The sequence below is a fragment of the Streptomyces sp. NPDC014864 genome, assembly GCF_043081525.1.
Classification (GTDB): domain Bacteria; phylum Actinomycetota; class Actinomycetes; order Streptomycetales; family Streptomycetaceae; genus Streptomyces.
The window spans coordinates 33,250-49,859 of the sequence record NZ_JBIBWT010000029.1; the positions used below are offsets into that span (position 1 = coordinate 33,250).

Sequence of the window (16,610 nt, forward strand, 5' to 3'; positions counted from 1 at the left end):
CGGTCACCTCCGGGTCGCCGTGCGCTGGACCCACAGATTGATGAGGACGGCGCCGAGCAGCATCACGCCGAGGAACGCCTTGAACCAGTCGGGGTTCCAGCCCGCGTAGACGATGCCCTGGTTCACCATGCCGAACATGAAGGCGCCGAAGACCGGCCCGATCGCGGAGCCGGAACCGCCGGTGAGCAGGCAGCCGCCGATCACCGCCGCGGCGATGTAGATGAGCTCCTGGCCGACGCCCTCGCCGGACTGCACGGTGTTGAACGCGAAGAGCTGGTGCATGCCGACGAACCAGGCCCCGAGGCCGACCAGCATGAACAGCGAGATCTTGGTGAAGGTCACCGGGACGCCGACCGCGCGGGCGCTGTCCTTGTTGCCGCCGACCGCGAAGATCCAGTTCCCGTACTTCGTGCGCAGCAGCACCCAGGTGGCCAGCGCGGCGAAGACCAGCCACCACACCACGGTGATCTTCACCTGCACCCCGCCGACGTCGAACGACGACGCGAAGAGCGCCCTGGCCTGGTCGAAGCCGTCCATGGTGCTGATGTCGTCGGTGGCGACGTTGCCGGTGATCGTCTTGGTGACCGCGAGGTTCACACCTTGCAGGATGAGGAAGGTGCCGAGGGTGACGAGGAAGCTCGGCAGCCCGGTCCTCACCAGCATCCAGCCGTTGAACGCGCCGACGCCGAGCGACACCGCCAGGGCGACGACCACGCCGGTCCACACGTTCAGGGTGAGCTGGTAGCTGAGCATGCTCGCGGTGAGCGCCGAGGTGATCACGGCGACGCCGGCCGAGAGGTCGAACTCGCCGCCGATCATCAGCAGGGCGACCGGCAGCGCCATGATCCCGATGGTGGACGACTGATAGAGGATCGTCGCCATCGAGCTGCCCTGGCGGACCGAGGGCGCCGCGGCCAGGAAGAAGACGAACACCGCGACGGCGCCGAGGAAGACGCCGACCTCGGGCCGGGCGAGCAGCCGGAGTGCCAGGGGGCGCCGGCCCGTGCGGCCGTCGGTCTGCTCGGCGCCGGGAGCCGGCGGTGTGCCCACCGCCGGCTCGGCCTGCTGGGTCATACGGATCACCGGGTGCCCTTCGCGGCGAACTGGGCGACCTTGTCGACGTTGGACTTGTCCACGAAGGCCGGACCGGTGAGCACCGGCTGCACACCGCCGCCGCTGTAGTTGCCGTTGTTCTTGTAGAGCCACAGGGAGTCGACCGCCAGGTAGCCCTGGAGGTAGGGCTGCTGGTCGACGGCGAACTGGATGTCGCCCTTCTGGATGGCCTTCGTCAGCTGGGGGTTGAGGTCGAAGGTGGCGATCTTCGCCTTGCCGCCCGCCTCGGCCACCGACTGCACCGCGGTCAGCGCGAAGGGCGCGCCGAGGGTGACCACGTAGTCGATGCCGCTGTCCTGCTTCAGCTTGGCCGTGATCGTCGACTGCACGGACGGCATGTCGGTGCCGTTGACGTAGAGGGTCTGGACGGTGCCCTTGAACGTCTTCTTGACGCCGTCGCAGCGCTGGGTCAGGCCGATGTTGCCCTGCTCCTGGATCACGCAGACGGCCTTCTTCGCGCCCACCTCGTTCAGTCTGGTCCCGAACGCCTCGCCCGCCACGGACTCGTCCTGCCCGAAGAACTCCGTCAGGCCGAGCTTCTTCCAGTCGCTGACGCCTGAGTTGAGGCCGACCACGGGTATCCCGGCGCTGGTGGCCTTGCCGATGACGCCCTTCATCGCGTCGGGCTTGGCCAGGGTGACCGCGATGCCGTCGACCTTCTGGTCGATCGCGTTCTGCACCATGTTGGCCTGGATGCCGGCGCTGGGGTCGGCGGAATAGACGAGCTTGACGTTGTCCTTGGCGGCGGCGGCCTCGGCGCCCTTGCGCACGATGTCCCAGAAGGTGTCGCCGGGCGCCTGGTGGGTGACCAGCGCGACCGTCATCCGGGGCGTGGTGGCCTTGCCCGCGGAGGCGGCGCCCCCGCCCTCCTCGGCCTTCTTGCCCCCGGAGCCGCTGGAGCAGCCGGCGAGGGTCAGGGCCGCCGCCGCGGCGACGGCCGCGACGGGAAGAAGTCGGCGGGAGCGAGAAGAGCGGTCCATCTTTCCTGCACCTCACTGTGCGACGGGGGAAAGCAAGAGATCGGGAGGATCCGGGCCCGGAGCCGTCCGGACCCGGGTCGTGCGCCGTGAAGACGGTGGTGCGCTGGGACGGGATCCAATCCCCTGCCGCGTCCACTGTCAATACTTTGTCAAGACATCATTTCACGCACAGGTCCGAATGTAAGTACAAACTATTGACACTGTGGCCCCCGGAGGCCTACATCTGGGAGTCGGCGGGCCCCCGGCATCCGCGACTCCACCGTCGCGGCGGGCCCCGGGATCCGCACCCCCGGAACAGTTCGAGGAGCATCGCGCATGGCCGAGTCACCCGATACCTTCGACCTGATCACGATGGGCCGCATCGGAGTCGATCTCTACCCGCTCCAGACGGGCGTACCCCTGGCACGGGTGGAGACCTTCGGCAAGTTCCTCGGCGGTTCGGCCGCCAACGTCGCCGTCGCCGCCGCCCGGCTCGGCCGCTCCACCGCCCTGATCACCCGCACGGGCGACGACCCCTTCGGCACCTACCTGCACGAGGCACTGCGGGAGTTCGGGGTCGACGACCGCTGGGTCACGCCGGTCGGCGACCTTCCCACCCCCGTCACGTTCTGCGAGATCTTCCCGCCGGACGACTTCCCGCTGTACTTCTACCGTCGGCCCAAGGCCCCCGACCTGGAGATCCACCCCGGGGAGCTGGACCTGTCCGCCGTCCGCGCGACCCGTGTCTTCTGGATCACCGGCACCGGGCTGAGCGAGGAGCCGAGCCGCTCCGCCACGCTCGCCGCGCTCCGGGCCCGCGACCGGGCGGGCGTCACCGTCTTCGACCTCGACTGGCGGCCGATGTTCTGGACCGACCCCGGCCAGGCCCGCCCGCACTACGCCGAGGCGCTGCGGCACGCCACCGTGGCGGTCGGCAACCTCGACGAGTGCGAGATCGCCACCGGCCTGCGGGAGCCCTGGGCCTGCGCCGAGGCGCTGCTCGCGGCCGGCGTGGAGCTGGCCGTCGTCAAGCAGGGCCCGAAGGGGGTCCTCGCGGTGCACCGCGACGGCACCCGGGCCGAGGTGCCGCCGGTGCCCGTGGAGGTCGTCAACGGGCTCGGCGCCGGTGACGCCTTCGGCGGCGCGCTCTGCCACGGGCTGCTGTCCGGCTGGGACCTGACGGCGGTCCTGCGCTACGCCAACGCGGCCGGCGCCCTCGTGGCCTCCCGCCTCGCCTGCTCCTCCGCGATGCCCACCGGGGCGGAGGTCGACGACCTCCTCGCGCGAGCCACTGCCTGAACGGAGCTTCGCCTTGACCCTCAGCATCCCCGACCTGACGGCGGTCAGGGCCCGGCACCCCGAGGCCGTCGCCGAGGCGGCGGCGCGCCGGGTGCGCCGCCCGCTGATCGGCGCCGGCGACCGGCTGATGATCGTGGCCGCCGACCATCCCGCGCGCGGCGCGCTCGGCGTCGGCGGCCGGGGACTCGCCATGGCCAACCGCGCCGACCTGCTGCGGCGCCTGTGCGTGGCGCTGTCGCGGCCCGGCGTCGACGGGGTGCTCGCCACCGCGGACATCCTGGAGGACCTGCTGCTGCTCGGCGCGCTGGACGGCAAGGTCGTCATGGGCTCCATGAACCGCGGGGGTCTGGCAGGCTCGTCCTTCGAGATGGACGACCGCTTCACCGGCCACCGCGCCCGCGACCTCGCCCGGCTCCGCTTCGACGCGGGCAAGCTGCTGCTGCGCATCGACTACGACGACCCCGGCTCGCTCGCCACGCTGGAGTCCGGCGCCCGCGCCATAGACGAGATGGCCGAGCTGCACCTGCCGGTCTTCGTCGAGCCCTTCCTCTCCCGCCGTGCGGACGGCCGGGTGCGCAACGACCTGTCCGCCGAGGCCGTCACCCGCTCCATCGCCATCGCCTCGGGCCTGGGCGGCACCTCCGCCTACACCTGGCTGAAGCTGCCCGTCACCGAGGACGCGGACGACATGGCCGAGGTACTGGCGACCTCCACGCTGCCCGCCGTGCTGCTCGGCGGGGAGGTCGGCGACGACCAGGAGGCCGCCTACGAGCGGTGGCGCAAGGCGCTCAGACTCCCCACCGTCCAGGGCATGGTCGTGGGCCGCTCGCTGCTGTACCCCGCCGAGGGCAGTGTGGAGCAGGCGGTCGACACGGCGGTGGGCCTGTTGTGACGGGCCGACGTGACAAGGAGGCATCCCCGATGACCGGCACCAGCGCCTACCACCTGCCCGCGGGCCGGGCCCGCACCGGCCCCTACGCCGTGGACGTCGGCCCCGAGTCGGCCGGCTGGGGCTACTCCGCCCTGCGCGTGCTGGAGCTGCCGCCGGGCGGCTCGCACACCTTCGGCACCCGCGACAGCGAGTGGATCGTGCTGCCGCTGAACGGGGGCTGCACGGTGGCCACTTCCGACGAGTTCGGCCACGACACCTTCGAACTCACCGGCCGCTCGGGCGTGTTCGACGCCGTCAGTGACTTCGCCTACGTGCCGCGCGACGCCCGTACGACCGTCTCGTCCGCCGGCGGCGGGCGGTTCGCGCTCGCCGGCGCGCGCTGCGCCCGCCGTCTGCCCGCCCGCCACGGGCCCGCCTCCGGCGTCCCGGTGGAGCTGCGCGGCACGGGCGAGTGCAGCCGCCAGGTGAACAACTTCGGCGCGGCCGGGGTTTTCGAGTGCGACAAGCTGATCGCGGTCGAGGTGATCACGCCGGGCGGCAACTGGTCGTCCTTCCCGCCCCACAAGCACGACGAGCACCACCCCGGCGAGGAATCCGTCCTGGAGGAGATCTACTACTTCGAGTTCGCCGCCCACGAGGACACGCCCGGCCTCGGCTACCAGCGGGTCTCCCCCTCCGGGCGGGGCCGGGGCACCGACGTGCTGGCCGAGGTGCGCGACGGCGACGTGGTGCTGATCCCGGACGGCTGGCACGGGCCGTCGATGGCGGTGCCCGGCCACCACATGTACTACCTCAACGTCATGGCGGGCCCGGAGGCCGAACGCGCCTGGCTGATCCGCGACCACCCCGACCACGCGTGGATCCGCGACACCTGGCCCGGCCGCCCCGTCGACCCCCGCCTGCCGCTCTACGACGCGCCCGCCGCGTGCCCGCCGTCCTCCGCGCCCGCCGCCACCCCTTCCGCTCCGTCGTCCCAGTGAGGTAACCGATGTCCCCGACGAGCCGGCCGCCCCGGCCGAGCCACGCAACGCACCGCCTGACCGTCGCCCAGGCACTGGTCCGCTTCCTCGCCGCCCAGTACACCGAACGGGACGGCGTGCGGCACCGGCTGATCGCCGGCACCTGGGGCATCTTCGGCCACGGCAACGTGGCGGGCGTCGGCCAGGCGCTGCTGGAGGCCGGCGAGGAGGTGATGCCGTACCACCAGGGCCGCAACGAGCAGGCGATGGTGCACGCGGCGGTCGGGTACGCCCGGCAGCGGGGCCGCCTGTCCACGCAGGCCGTCACCACCTCCATCGGGCCCGGCGCCACCAACCTCGTCACCGGAGCCGCGCTCGCGACGATCAACCGGCTGCCGGTGCTGCTGCTGCCCGGCGACTACTTCGCCACCCGCGCCGCCGACCCGCTGCTCCAGCAGCTGGAGCACCCGGTGGCGGCGGACGTGTCGGTCAACGACGCCCTGCGCCCGGTCTCCCGCTGGTTCGACCGCGTCACCCGCCCCGAGGCGCTGATCCCCTCCGCGCTGGCCGCCGTACGGGTCCTCACCGACCCCGCCGAGACTGGCGCGGTCACCCTCGCGCTGCCGCAGGACGTGCAGGCCGAGGCGTACGACTGGCCGGCGGAGTTCTTCGCCGAACGCGTGTGGCGGATCCGGCGCCCCGCCCCCGACCCGGTCGAACTCGCCGAGGCGGCCCGCGCGATCCGGGCCGCGTCCCGGCCGCTGATCGTCGCGGGCGGCGGTGTCCACCACAGCGGGGCCGAGGACGCGCTGAAGGCCCTGGTGGACGCCACCGGCGTGCCGGTCGCCTCCACCCAGGCGGGCAAAGGATCGCTGCGCCACGACCACCCCGCCGACCTCGGCGGCATCGGCCACACCGGGACGGCGGTCGCCGACGCGGCCGCCCGCGGCGCGGACCTGGTCATCGGGGTCGGCACCCGCTACACGGACTTCACCACGGCCTCCGGCACGCTCTTCGAGCGGCCGGACGTCCGCTTCGTCAACCTCAACATCGCCCCGTCCGACGCGCACAAGATGGCCGCCGCGACCCTCGTCTGCGACGCGCGGGCCGGCCTGGAGGCGCTTGCCGCACAGCTCGCCGGACACCGCGTCGACGCCGGCTACGAGGCCGAGTACCGGGCGGGCAGGGAGCGCTGGGAGCGGGTGGTCGAGGCCGCCTTCCGCGCCGGCGACGACAGCGCCGTACCGACCCAGACCCAGGTCCTCGGCGCGCTGGACGCGGTCGTCGGCGACGAGGACGTGGTGATCAACGCGGCCGGCTCGCTCCCCGGCGACCTGCACAAGCTGTGGCGGGCCCGCTCGCCGCGCCAGTACCACGTGGAGTACGGCTACTCCTGCATGGGCTACGAGATCCCGGCCGGCATCGGCGTCCAGCAGGCGGCGCCGGAGGCGGTGGTGTGGTCACTGGTCGGCGACGGCACCTATCTGATGATGCCGACCGAGATCGTCACGGCCGTCCAGGAGCGGCTGCCCGTCAACCTGGTCCTGGTGCAGAACCACGGGTACGCCTCCATCGGCGGCCTGTCGGAGTCGGTGGGCGGCGAGCGCTTCGGCACCGCCTACCGCCACCGGGCCGCCGACGGCACCTTCACCGGCGCCCCGCTCCCGGTCGACCTGGCCGCGAACGCCGCCAGCCTCGGCATGGACGTCCTGCGCGCCAAGACGGTGGGCGAACTGCGCGAGGCACTCACCGCGGCCCGCGCCAGCGACCGTCCGACCTGCGTGTACGTGGAGACCGACCCGGCGTCGACCGCTCCACCGGCCGAGGCCTGGTGGGACGTGCCGGTGGCCGAGGTGGCCGCCCGCGAGGCCGCCGTCGCGGCCCGCGCGCGCTACGACAGCGAGGTCGCCGCACGGCGCCGTCCCCTGTGAACCGCCACCGTGCATTTCCGGCCACGGACCGTGACCCCCGGCGAAGACCCTGTGGGGCCATGGGGAACACCGCGTGAACGTCCGCGGAAGCATCAGCCGGATGGTAATCCTCCGGTTCTCACGGCGGATATCAAGGACCGCGTGAGCATCTCCCGCAGGAAACTGATCGTCGGGGCCGCGAGCGCGGCCGCGGCCATGACCGCCCCTCTCGCCACGGAGGGTCTGGCCGAAGCAGGTCAGACCCCGCTCTCCACCCCGGGGACGTCCTCGCTTCCGGCGCCCAAGGACTCCGGGATCGACCACATCGTCGTGGTGATGATGGAGAACCGTTCCTTCGACCACTACCTGGGCTGGCTCCCGGGCGCCGACGGCAAGCAGTCGGGGCTGAAGTACACCGACCGCGACGGCGTCGCCCACGCCACCCACCACCTGGACACCGCCCAGGGCTGCCAGTACAACGACCCGGACCACAGCTACGAGGGCGGCCGGATCGAGTACAACGACGGCCGCTGCGACGGCTGGCTGCGGGCCGGCACCAACGACGAGTTCTCCATCGGCTACTACCTGCCCGAGGACCTCGACTTCTACGGCAGGGCCGCCCCCGCCTGGACGGTCTGCGACCGCTACTTCTCGGCGATCATGGCCGAGACGTACCCCAACCGCTTCTACCAGCACGCCGCGCAGACCGACCGCATCCACAACTCCACGGACACCTCCACGCTGCCCACCATCTGGGACCGCCTCGCCGACGCGGGCCTGAAGGGCAAGTACTACTACCACGACGTGCCGTTCACCGCGCTGTGGGGCACCAAGCTCCTCGGGATCTCGCACCCGTACGCGGACTTCCTCACCGACTGCGCCGCCGGCACCCTGCCCCAGGTCTCCTTCGTCGACCCCAAGTTCCTCGACGAGGGCAGCGGCACCTCCGCCGACGACCACCCGCACGGCGACATCCGCGCGGGGCAGTACTTCCTCAACGAGGTCTACCACGCCGTCACCAAGAGCCCCGCCTGGTCGCGGACCCTGCTGGTGATCAACTACGACGAGTGGGGCGGCTTCTTCGACCACGTGGCGCCCTCCACCGCCCCCGACGCCCACCCCGACTGGGGCCTGCGCGGCTTCCGCACGCCCTGCCTGGTGGTCTCCCCGCGCGCCAGGCGCGGGTACGTCGCGCACGGCGTCTACGACCACACCTCGGTCCTGAAGGCCATGGAGTGGCGCTGGAACCTGCCCTCCCTCACGCCTCGCGACGCCGCGGCCGACAACATCGCCGAGGTGCTCGACTTCACCGGCCCGCCCAGCCTCGACGCCCCGCAGTGGTCGGTGCCCCCTGTCGTCGGACAGCCCTGCGGACCGGCCGTGGCACCCGACTACGAGGAGTGGCGCAAGCTGCGCGACAAGGCCCAGTCCCTCGGATGGAAGCTCCCCTCATGAAGCACCGCATCAGTCGCGGCACCCGCCGCCTCATGATCCTGGTCGCCGCGTTCACCGCCCTCCTCGCCGCCGGCGGCGGCACGCTGGCGGCGCTGCGGGCCGAGGCCGCGCCCGCCGCGAACCCCGGTCACGTCTTCGTGATCAACCTGGAGAACAAGGGCTACGACGAGACCTGGGGCCCCGACTCCAAGGCGCCGTACCTCAGCAAGACCCTGCGCTCCCAGGGCGTGCTGCTGTCGCAGTACTACGGCGTCGGCCACAACAGCCTGACCAACTACGTCGCGCAGATATCCGGGCAGGGCCCCAACCCGGACACCCAGGCCGACTGCCAGACCTTCGCGCCGTTCGTCCAGACCGGCACCGCCGACCCGGGCCAGGCCGTCGGCCGGGGCTGCGTGTACCCCTCCGGCGTGAAGACGCTGGCGGACCAGATGGACTCCTCCGGGCACAGCTGGAAGGGCTACATGGAGGACATGGGCACCCCGTGCCGCCACCCCGCGGTCGGCGCGGTGGACGACACGCAGAAGGCGAAGGTGGGCGACCAGTACGCCACCCGCCACAACCCGTTCATGTACTTCCACTCGGTCATCGACCAGCAGGACGACTGCGCCCGGCACGTCGTCGACCAGTCCCAGCTCGGCACGGACCTGCAGAGCACCGACACGACGCCCGACCTGAGCTACATCACGCCCAACCTGTGCGACGACGGCCACGACTCCCCCTGCGTGGACGGCCGTCCGGGCGGGCTGGCCTCCGCCGACGAGTGGCTGAAGAAGTGGGTCCCGGCCATCACCTCGTCCCCGGCCTTCAAGAAGGACGGCATGCTGGTGATCGCCTTCGACGAGTCGGACGGCCCCGACAAGGACTCCAGCGCCTGCTGCGGCGAGGGTCCCTCGCCCAACTCCCCGCTGCCCGGCATCACCGGCCTCGGCGGCGGCCGTACGGGCGCGCTGGTGCTCTCCCCCTTCACCAAGGGCGGCACCTGGAGCAGCACGCCGTACAACCACTACTCGCTGCTCGCCTCCGTCGAGGACCGGTTCAACCTCCCGTACCTGGGATACGCCGGGCAGAAGGGCCTCAGCCGGTTCGGGACGGACGTGTTCAACGCGGCGAACTGACGGCACGCCCGGCCGGTCCCCCGGCCGGGGAAGAAGCCAAACGCGCGGTGCGCTGCGGCCGGTGACGGCCCGTCGGCGCACCGCCCGCCGTTCAGGACTTGTTCCAGGTCAGGCTGACGTGCAGCTGTGCGGAGGCGCCCGCCGCCGTGATGACCGCTCCCGCCTGGGCGCTGAGCTCGACCCCGAACTCCACGACGACCGCGTCCGGTCGCTGCGCGAAGTCATCTGGTCGTCCGCAGCACCAGGCTCCCCGGGGCCGGGTGACCGCGCGCGGGAACCGGAGGACCGCCGGGTCCGGCAGGCCTGTTCACTCGCGGGAGGCGGGGTCGGCGTAGCGCAGCAGCACCCCCACGCCCTCGCTCAGCCCCAGCTCCCGCTCGGGCACCAGGACCAGTTCGGCCCTCGTGCCGACGAGGGCACGGACCAGCGCCGCGTCGGCCCGTTCCTCGCGGGTCTCCCTTATGCCGTAGGAGCGCAGTTCCTGTTCGGTGAGTGCCACTTGACCGGGTTCCGGACCGACCCACAGACGGAACGGCGACTCCGGGTGGTTGTTGAGGAGAAGGGCCTTGACCCGGCCGCGTTGCAGCGCGGACACGGCCGCGGCGAGGCCTTCCGCGGACGCTCCGCCGCGGGCTCGCTCCGCGAGGAAGGCCTCCAGGAGCGCCCGGTCGTGCGCGGCCATGCGCCCTTCGAACAGGCCCTCCAGGGGCCGCTCCAGCAGGGCGCGGCCCGGCTGGGACTCACCGGCTGCGTCGACGGTGGTGACCTGCCCGCGCAGGCCGGCCGGAAGCCGGTTGACGAGGATGCCGCGGGCCCAGAGATCTCCAGCGACGACCATCGTCTCCACGTCGATGCGCCGGGCGTGACCTTCCAGTTCCCGGCCGACCTCTCCGGCGGCGCCCGTCCAGTCGGCCACGGGGATCTCCTCGTCCAGGCGGTGGCCCGGCGTGACCTTGGTCAGCGGCCACGTGCCCGCTTCGGCCTCGATGCGCAGGGTGCCGGTGGCGTCCGTGGAGTGGCGGCCGCCGTAGTGCACGTGAACCGCGAGGTACGGGATTCCGGGCGTGTGCTGGACGATCAGCGGCATGGTGTCCGGCAGGGGTCCGAAGTGCGCCGTGCTGCGGTCGGGCGGGACGGGCAGCTCGTCCAGCAGGGCCAGGCGCCCGTGCGCGGTGAACACGGCCTGACCGTGGGTACCGGGGACGTCCGCGTCGCTGCCCACCGTGCCCGCCACCGCGGTGAGGGAATCCCGGTCCGCCCCCTCGGACAGCAGATCGTCCCGAAGACGCCGCCAGCGCAGTCGTACGGCGGATTCGGGGTCCTCGACGGCGGCGTCGCGCGAGGTGTCCAGATAGACGGACGCGAAGGGACCGGGCTCCTTGTACAGAGGTTCGAGGAACGACAGTCTCATGGTCACTCCCGAGTGCGCTGTCGGCGCCACGAGCCGTACACCCGGGACGCCGCCGTGTCGAGACACGTTCGCTCGCGTGCCGCGGCTCGTCCAACTCCAGGATGCGCCCGGGCGGCCCGTTCCGGCTTCCCGAAACCGTGGACGGCCGGGACGAGGAGGACGGCCGCGCAGGCGCAGACGATGCCCGGCTCCGCGCCGAGCGACAGCCGGTACCGGGCCGCGGCCGGACGGACCCCATTAGGGCCGTTCGACCCCTGACCCACAGGAATCGCCGGGGCGAGGCTGGTGGACAGGGATCCGTGCCGATCGAAGGGCGTGGGACTGGTGATCACACGGGTGCGGATGCCGCACCGGCACCTGACGCCGCCCGCCAAGTCCGGGCCGCCGCACGGACCGCCGACCCCGCCGTCCCGGCAACCACAGCCGACCGGCGGACGGTGGATCTTGTGGTGGATCCTGATGACGGTCGCCGTCTTCCTGCTGCTCTCCCGCGCGCCGACCGGGCCGCACGCGACCGCGCTGTCCTACAGCGACTTCGTCGGCAAGGTCGGCACCAGCCAGGTGCGGACGGTCGAGATCAACGACAAGGGCGCCGTCAGCGGCACCCTGAAGAACGGCACCCGGTTCACCACCCAGATCCCCACCGCGCTGGACACCGGGGCCCGGCTCCAGCAGCAGCTGGACTCTCACCACGTGCGGATCACCGCCCGCCAGAGCAGCAGCGGCTCGGCATGGCCGTCCATACTCGTCACGTTCCTGCCGTTCCTGCTTCTGATCGGCTTCTTCCTCTGGATGGGACGCCGGGCCGCAGGGTCGATGGCCGGCGGGCTGAGCGCCATCGGACGCTCCCGCGCGAAGATCATCGGGGCGGAGCGGCCCACCACGGGCTTCGACGACATCGCCGGGTACGACGGGGTCAAGCAGGAGATCAGCGAGGTCGTCGACTTCCTGCGCCACCCCGCCCGCTACACCGCGGCAGGCGCCAAGGGGCCCCGTGGTGTGATCATGGTGGGGCCGCCCGGTACCGGCAAGACCCTCTTCGCCCGGGCGGTCGCCGGCGAGGCGGACGTGCCGTTCCTCTCCGTGACCGGGTCCGCGTTCGTGGAGATGTTCGTCGGGGTCGGCGCCTCCCGGGTGCGCGACCTGTTCGGCGAAGCCCGCAAACGCGCCCCGTCGATCATCTTCATCGACGAGATCGACGCGCTCGGCTCGCGGCGCGCCGGCGGGGCCCGGCTGGGCGGCAACGACGAGCGAGAGCAGACCCTCAACCAGCTGCTGTCCGAGATGGACGGCTTCGACCAGTCCAGCGGCATCGTCGTCCTCGCCGCCACCAACCGGCCCGACGCCCTCGATCCGGCCCTGCTGCGCCCCGGGCGGTTCGACCGCCAGGTCACCGTGCCGCTGCCCAACCAGGCCGAGCGGGCCGCGATCCTCGCCGTGCACACCCGTGACAAGATCTTGGCTCCGAAAGTCGACCTGGACGCCGTGGCACGTGCCACGCCCGGGTTCTCCGGAGCGGATCTCGCCAACCTGGTCAACGAGGGCGCCATCAACGCCGTACGCAGCGACCGCACCCGGATCGAGCCGCAGGACCTGGATGCCGCCCGCGATCGTGTGCTGCTGGGCCGCCGCGAGTCCTCCAACGCGCTGCTGCCCGAGGAGCGCCGCTCGGTGGCCGTCCACGAATCCGGCCACGCCCTGGTCGCGGCGCTGTGCGAGCACGCCGACCCGGTGGCGAAGGTCACCATCCTGCCGGCCGGCCTCACCCTCGGCGTCACCGAGCAACTCCCCGAAGCGGAACGCCATTTGTACAGTGAGAGTTACCTGACCGATCTTCTGGCGGTGCGCCTGGGCGGGCGCGCGGCCGAACTGGTGGTCTTCGGCGAGGGGTCGACGGGAGCCGCCAACGACCTGGCCGGAGCCACCCAGATCGCCACTCGTATGGTCCGCGAGTTCGGCCTGTCCTCCGAACTGGGACCCATCGGCTATGCCGCCGCCCCTCCGCGCTTCCTCGGTGAGACCGCCGAGGAGGCGGGCCGGCCGCCGTACTCGGAGCAGACCCAGCGCATCGTCGACGAGGAAGTCGCCCGCCTGCTGCGCCGGGCCGAACAGCGCGCGATCACGCTGCTCCGCGGCCACCGGACCGCGCTGGAGCACCTGGCCGAACGGCTGGTCGCCCAGGAGACCGTCGACGGCTCCGTCGTGCTCGAAGTCCTGCGCCAGGAGAGCGGCCGGGCGGAGGAGGAGGTGCCGATGATTGCCGGTGCCGTCAACACGTCATCACCTTCGGGGGGTTCCCAGAAATGACCGAGAGGCCGTACCGGATGGCTCCGACACGACCTCTGACCTGTGACTTCACAAGTCGGGACGACAGGATTTGAACCTGCGACCCCTTGACCCCCAGTCAAGTGCGCTACCAAGCTGCGCCACGTCCCGCTGCGCTCACGCGGAGTGACCCACGTGATCGCGCGAATGTCACCTTACCGCACGCCGGGGGCTGTACCGAAGGGGGCGCGGTCGCGGGGCGGGGCGACGGGACGGGGCGACGGGGCACAATCGGCGTATGGGCAGCACATCCTCATCCTCCGGACGGCCGGCCGGCGCGCGCGACCGGGACGCCGAGGGCCGGGCGCGCAACGCCCGGCCCAGGGACGGGCTCGGGCGGCCGCTGCCGCACGGCGCCGACGGCGTGCCACGGCAGCCCGAGGGCGTGCCGCGCACGCCGCGGCAGACCGTCGCCGAGGCCCAGGCGCTGCTGGACGAGGGGAAGCCCTTCCACGCGCACGAGGTCTTCGAGGACGCCTGGAAGTCGGGGCCGCGGGCCGAGCGCGGCCTGTGGCGCGGGCTGGCGCAGCTCGCGGTGGGGCTCACCCACGCGGCCCGCGGCAACGCGACCGGTGGGGCCCGGCTGCTGCGGCGCGGGGCGGACGCGGTGCGGGAGTGGTCGGCGGACACCGGGCGGCCGGACCCCTACGGCATGGATCTGACCGGGCTGGCGGCCTGGGCGCGGGAGCTCGCGGCGGACGTGGAGCGAGGGGCGGAGGACGTGGAGCCAGGGGCCGGGCCCGTGGTGGACGCGGCGCGGCGGGCGCCCCGGCTCCGCGGGGCGGCGGGGTAGGAAGGCCGCTCCCGGAGCGGGTGGAACCGGTGTCCGCGCCGCGAGTGCCGTACGGCAGACTCGGGGCGTGCGAAAGATTCATGTCATCGGTATCGGCGCGGGCGACCCCGAACAGCTCACCCTGCAGGCGGTCAGGGCGCTGCGCGGCACGGACGTGTTCTTCGTCCTCGACAAGGGGGAGACGAAGTCGGACCTCGTGCGCCTGCGCCGGGACATCCTCGACGCGCACCTGCCGGAGGGGACGTACCGCCTGGTCGAGGCGCGCGACCCGGAGCGGGACCGGACCGCGGGCGGCGCCGCCTACTCCCCCGCCGTCGGGGACTGGCGCAGCGCCCGCGCCGACATCTACGAGCGGCTGATCACCGAGGAGCTCGGCGAGCAGGACAGCGGCGCGTTCCTGGTGTGGGGCGATCCGTCGCTCTACGACAGCACGCTCGGCATCCTGGAGGAGGTGCTGGAGCGGGGCAGGGTGGACTTCGCCTACGACGTCGTGCCCGGCATCAGCAGCGTCTCCTCGCTGGTGGCCCGGCACCGCACCGGGCTCAACCGGGTCGCTCGCCCCGTGCAGATCACCACCGGGCGGCGGCTCGCCGAGGGCTTTCCGGAGGGGGTGGACGACGTGGTGGTGATGCTGGACGCGCACCAGACCTTCCGGCAGTACGCCGACCAGGACATCGACATCTACTGGGGCGCCTACCTGGGCACCCCGGACGAGCTCCTCGACTCCGGCCCGATCGCCGAGGCCGCGCCGCGCATCGAGCGGCTGCGGGCCGAGGCGCGCGAGCGCAAGGGCTGGATCATGGACACCTACCTGCTGCGCCGCAACCCGCGGCAGGAATAGCCCCTCACGGCGTGCGGAGGTCCAGCCGGTCCAGGGCGGCCGCCACCCCGGGCACCGCGCCCACCCCCTCCGGCAGCGGCGGCCGCCGTACGACGACGACCGGCAGCCCCAGCTCCCGAGCCGCCGTCAGTTTCGCGGCCGTCGCCGCTCCCCCGCTGTCCTTGGTCACCAGCACGTCGATGCGGTGGGTGCGCAGCAGTTCCGTCTCGTCGGCCACGGTGAACGGCCCCCGGGCCGACAGCACCCGCACGTCCGGCGGCAGCGGCGGTTCGGGCGGCTCCACGGACCGTACGACGAAGTGCAGGCCGGTGAGCCCGGCGAAGGCGGCGAGACCCGTCCGGCCCGTGGTCAGGAACACCCGGCGTCCGAGGCGGGGCAGCAGCCCGGCCGCGGCGTCGAGCGAGGCGACCGGATGCCAGCGGTCGCCGGGGGCCGGCCGCCAGCCGGGGCGGCGCAGGACCACCAGGGGCACGCCGGTCGCGGTCGCGGCCCGCGCCGCGTTCCGCGTGATCGACTCGGCGAAGGGGTGCGTGGCGTCGACGACGGCGTCCACCCGATGCGCGCGCAGCCACGCGGCCAGGCCCTGGGCCCCGCCGAAACCGCCGACACGCACCTCCCCCGCCAGTGCGCCCGGCCGCGACACGCGGCCCGCCAGGGAGGTGGTCACCCGCGTGCCGGAGCGCGCCGCGAGCGCGGCGGCCAGTTCGCGGGCCTCGGTGGTGCCGCCGAGGACCAGCACGTGCGGGGACATGGCGTCGAGCGTACGAGGCGGCCCGCGCCGTCCCCAAGGCCGGGTGCCCGCAGGGGGCCGCCGTCAGGCGGGGGCCGCGCGGTCCCGCTCCAGCCGTCCGACGCGGGCCACGTTCCGGCGGTCCTCGGCGTCCTCGCTCGGCGCGGCGGCGAACCAGGCGTCGAGGATCTCGCCGAGCAGCGGCTCGGACGTCAGGCGCAGACTGAGCGCCAGGACGTTCGCGTCGTTCCAGCGGCGCGCGCCGTCCGCGGTGTACGCGTCGGCGCACAGGGCGGCCCGTACCCCCGGCACCTTGTTCGCGGCGATGGACGCGCCCGTGCCGGTCCAGCAGCACACGACGGCCTGGTCACTCGTTCCGTCGGCGACGTCACGGGCGGCGGCCGCGGAGCACGACGCCCACTGCGGGTCGTCCCCGGGGCGCAGCGCGCCGTGCGTCACCACCTCGTGCCCGCGCTCGCGCAGCCGGTCGACCAGGGCGCGGGCCACGGGTTCGTCCATGTCCGAGGAGACGGAGATCCGCATGGTGGGGAGCGTACCCAGCGGGGGCCCGGGGGTCCAAGGCGGTCCGCGGGCGGGGCGGTCCGCCCGCCGGTCTCCCGCCCAGGGCCGTCCGTGCGGGTGGGGCGGGCTCCGGGTGACGGGGCTCTCCGAGCCGCCCCGCGTACCCGGCGAGATCCGAAAGAAAGGTCCTAGTAGTGCTTCGTTAGGTTCTGCTTCTGCTTCTGCGGCTGTTTCTGGGAAGGGTCCGGCCGCAGGTGGTGCAGGTGCCGGTCCAGCACCTCAG

Annotated in this window: 15 protein-coding genes and 1 tRNA gene; 9 read left to right on the plus strand and 7 right to left on the minus strand. The window is 72.8% G+C overall.

Going from position 1 to position 16,610, the window contains the following annotated elements; genetic code table 11:
- Window positions 1-3: 3 nt before the first annotated feature.
- Complete coding sequence (locus ACF1A5_RS32405) at window positions 4-1,080, minus strand: ABC transporter permease (RefSeq protein ID WP_392196458.1); 1,077 nt, start codon at window positions 1,078-1,080, stop codon at window positions 4-6.
- Complete coding sequence (locus tag ACF1A5_RS32410; protein WP_392196442.1) at window positions 1,080-2,093, minus strand: sugar ABC transporter substrate-binding protein; 1,014 nt, start codon at window positions 2,091-2,093, stop codon at window positions 1,080-1,082. Before ACF1A5_RS32410 ends, ACF1A5_RS32405 begins: the two co-directional genes overlap by 1 nt.
- A 315-nt stretch (window positions 2,094-2,408) precedes the next feature.
- Here ACF1A5_RS32410 and iolC point away from each other — a divergent pair, with 315 nt between their 5' ends.
- The 6 genes from iolC to ACF1A5_RS32440 all read left to right on the plus strand — a co-directional run bounded on the left by iolC (window position 2,409) and on the right by ACF1A5_RS32440 (window position 9,705).
- A complete protein-coding gene (iolC, locus tag ACF1A5_RS32415; RefSeq protein ID WP_392196443.1) occupies window positions 2,409-3,371 on the plus strand; it encodes a 5-dehydro-2-deoxygluconokinase in 963 nt (320 codons plus the stop codon).
- A gap of 13 nt (window positions 3,372-3,384) precedes the next feature.
- Window positions 3,385-4,263, plus strand: coding sequence for a deoxyribose-phosphate aldolase (locus ACF1A5_RS32420; RefSeq protein WP_392196444.1), 879 nt, complete (start codon window positions 3,385-3,387; stop codon window positions 4,261-4,263).
- A gap of 29 nt (window positions 4,264-4,292) precedes the next feature.
- Entirely contained in the window at window positions 4,293-5,243 is a 951-nt protein-coding gene (iolB, locus tag ACF1A5_RS32425) for a 5-deoxy-glucuronate isomerase (RefSeq protein ID WP_392196445.1), read from the plus strand.
- Between the two features lie 8 nt (window positions 5,244-5,251).
- Entirely contained in the window at window positions 5,252-7,153 is a 1,902-nt protein-coding gene (gene iolD, locus ACF1A5_RS32430; RefSeq protein ID WP_392196446.1) for a 3D-(3,5/4)-trihydroxycyclohexane-1,2-dione acylhydrolase (decyclizing), read from the plus strand.
- Between the two features lie 141 nt (window positions 7,154-7,294).
- Window positions 7,295-8,587 carry an alkaline phosphatase family protein gene (locus tag ACF1A5_RS32435; RefSeq protein WP_392196447.1) on the plus strand — a complete coding sequence of 431 codons (1,293 nt, stop codon included), beginning with the start codon at window positions 7,295-7,297 and terminating at the stop codon, window positions 8,585-8,587.
- Entirely contained in the window at window positions 8,584-9,705 is a 1,122-nt protein-coding gene (locus tag ACF1A5_RS32440; RefSeq protein WP_392196448.1) for an alkaline phosphatase family protein, read from the plus strand. Before ACF1A5_RS32435 ends, ACF1A5_RS32440 begins: the two co-directional genes overlap by 4 nt.
- 91 nt (window positions 9,706-9,796) lie before the next feature.
- On the opposite strand, the gene ACF1A5_RS32445 is transcribed toward ACF1A5_RS32440, so the two are convergent.
- Both ACF1A5_RS32445 and ACF1A5_RS32450 read right to left on the minus strand, forming a co-directional pair.
- On the minus strand, window positions 9,797-10,006 hold the full coding sequence (locus tag ACF1A5_RS32445; RefSeq protein ID WP_392196459.1) for a CU044_2847 family protein: 210 nt from the start codon (window positions 10,004-10,006) through the stop codon (window positions 9,797-9,799).
- Between the two features lie 6 nt (window positions 10,007-10,012).
- On the minus strand, window positions 10,013-11,116 hold the full coding sequence (locus ACF1A5_RS32450; protein ID WP_392196449.1) for a hypothetical protein: 1,104 nt from the start codon (window positions 11,114-11,116) through the stop codon (window positions 10,013-10,015).
- A gap of 459 nt (window positions 11,117-11,575) precedes the next feature.
- Between ACF1A5_RS32450 and ftsH the strand changes: the two genes are divergently transcribed.
- The gene (ftsH, locus tag ACF1A5_RS32455) at window positions 11,576-13,423 is read left to right on the plus strand and encodes an ATP-dependent zinc metalloprotease FtsH (RefSeq protein ID WP_392196450.1); all 1,848 of its coding nucleotides are present in this window, start codon (window positions 11,576-11,578) and stop codon (window positions 13,421-13,423) included.
- Between the two features lie 55 nt (window positions 13,424-13,478).
- Here the strand turns inward: ftsH and ACF1A5_RS32460 are convergent.
- Window positions 13,479-13,552: transfer RNA gene (locus ACF1A5_RS32460), tRNA-Pro, on the minus strand.
- 127 nt (window positions 13,553-13,679) lie between these two features.
- On the opposite strand from ACF1A5_RS32460, the gene ACF1A5_RS32465 reads away from it, so the two are divergent.
- Complete coding sequence (locus ACF1A5_RS32465; RefSeq protein ID WP_392196451.1) at window positions 13,680-14,234, plus strand: DUF309 domain-containing protein; 555 nt, start codon at window positions 13,680-13,682, stop codon at window positions 14,232-14,234.
- 67 nt (window positions 14,235-14,301) lie between these two features.
- Entirely contained in the window at window positions 14,302-15,075 is a 774-nt protein-coding gene (gene cobF, locus ACF1A5_RS32470; RefSeq protein ID WP_392196452.1) for a precorrin-6A synthase (deacetylating), read from the plus strand.
- A 4-nt stretch (window positions 15,076-15,079) separates the two neighbouring features.
- Here cobF and ACF1A5_RS32475 read toward each other — a convergent pair whose 3' ends face one another.
- Window positions 15,080-15,826 carry a cobalt-precorrin-6A reductase gene (locus ACF1A5_RS32475; protein WP_392196453.1) on the minus strand — a complete coding sequence of 249 codons (747 nt, stop codon included), beginning with the start codon at window positions 15,824-15,826 and terminating at the stop codon, window positions 15,080-15,082.
- 63 nt (window positions 15,827-15,889) lie between these two features.
- On the minus strand, window positions 15,890-16,348 hold the full coding sequence (locus ACF1A5_RS32480; RefSeq protein ID WP_392196454.1) for an RpiB/LacA/LacB family sugar-phosphate isomerase: 459 nt from the start codon (window positions 16,346-16,348) through the stop codon (window positions 15,890-15,892).
- Between the last annotated feature and the right edge of the window lie 262 nt (window positions 16,349-16,610).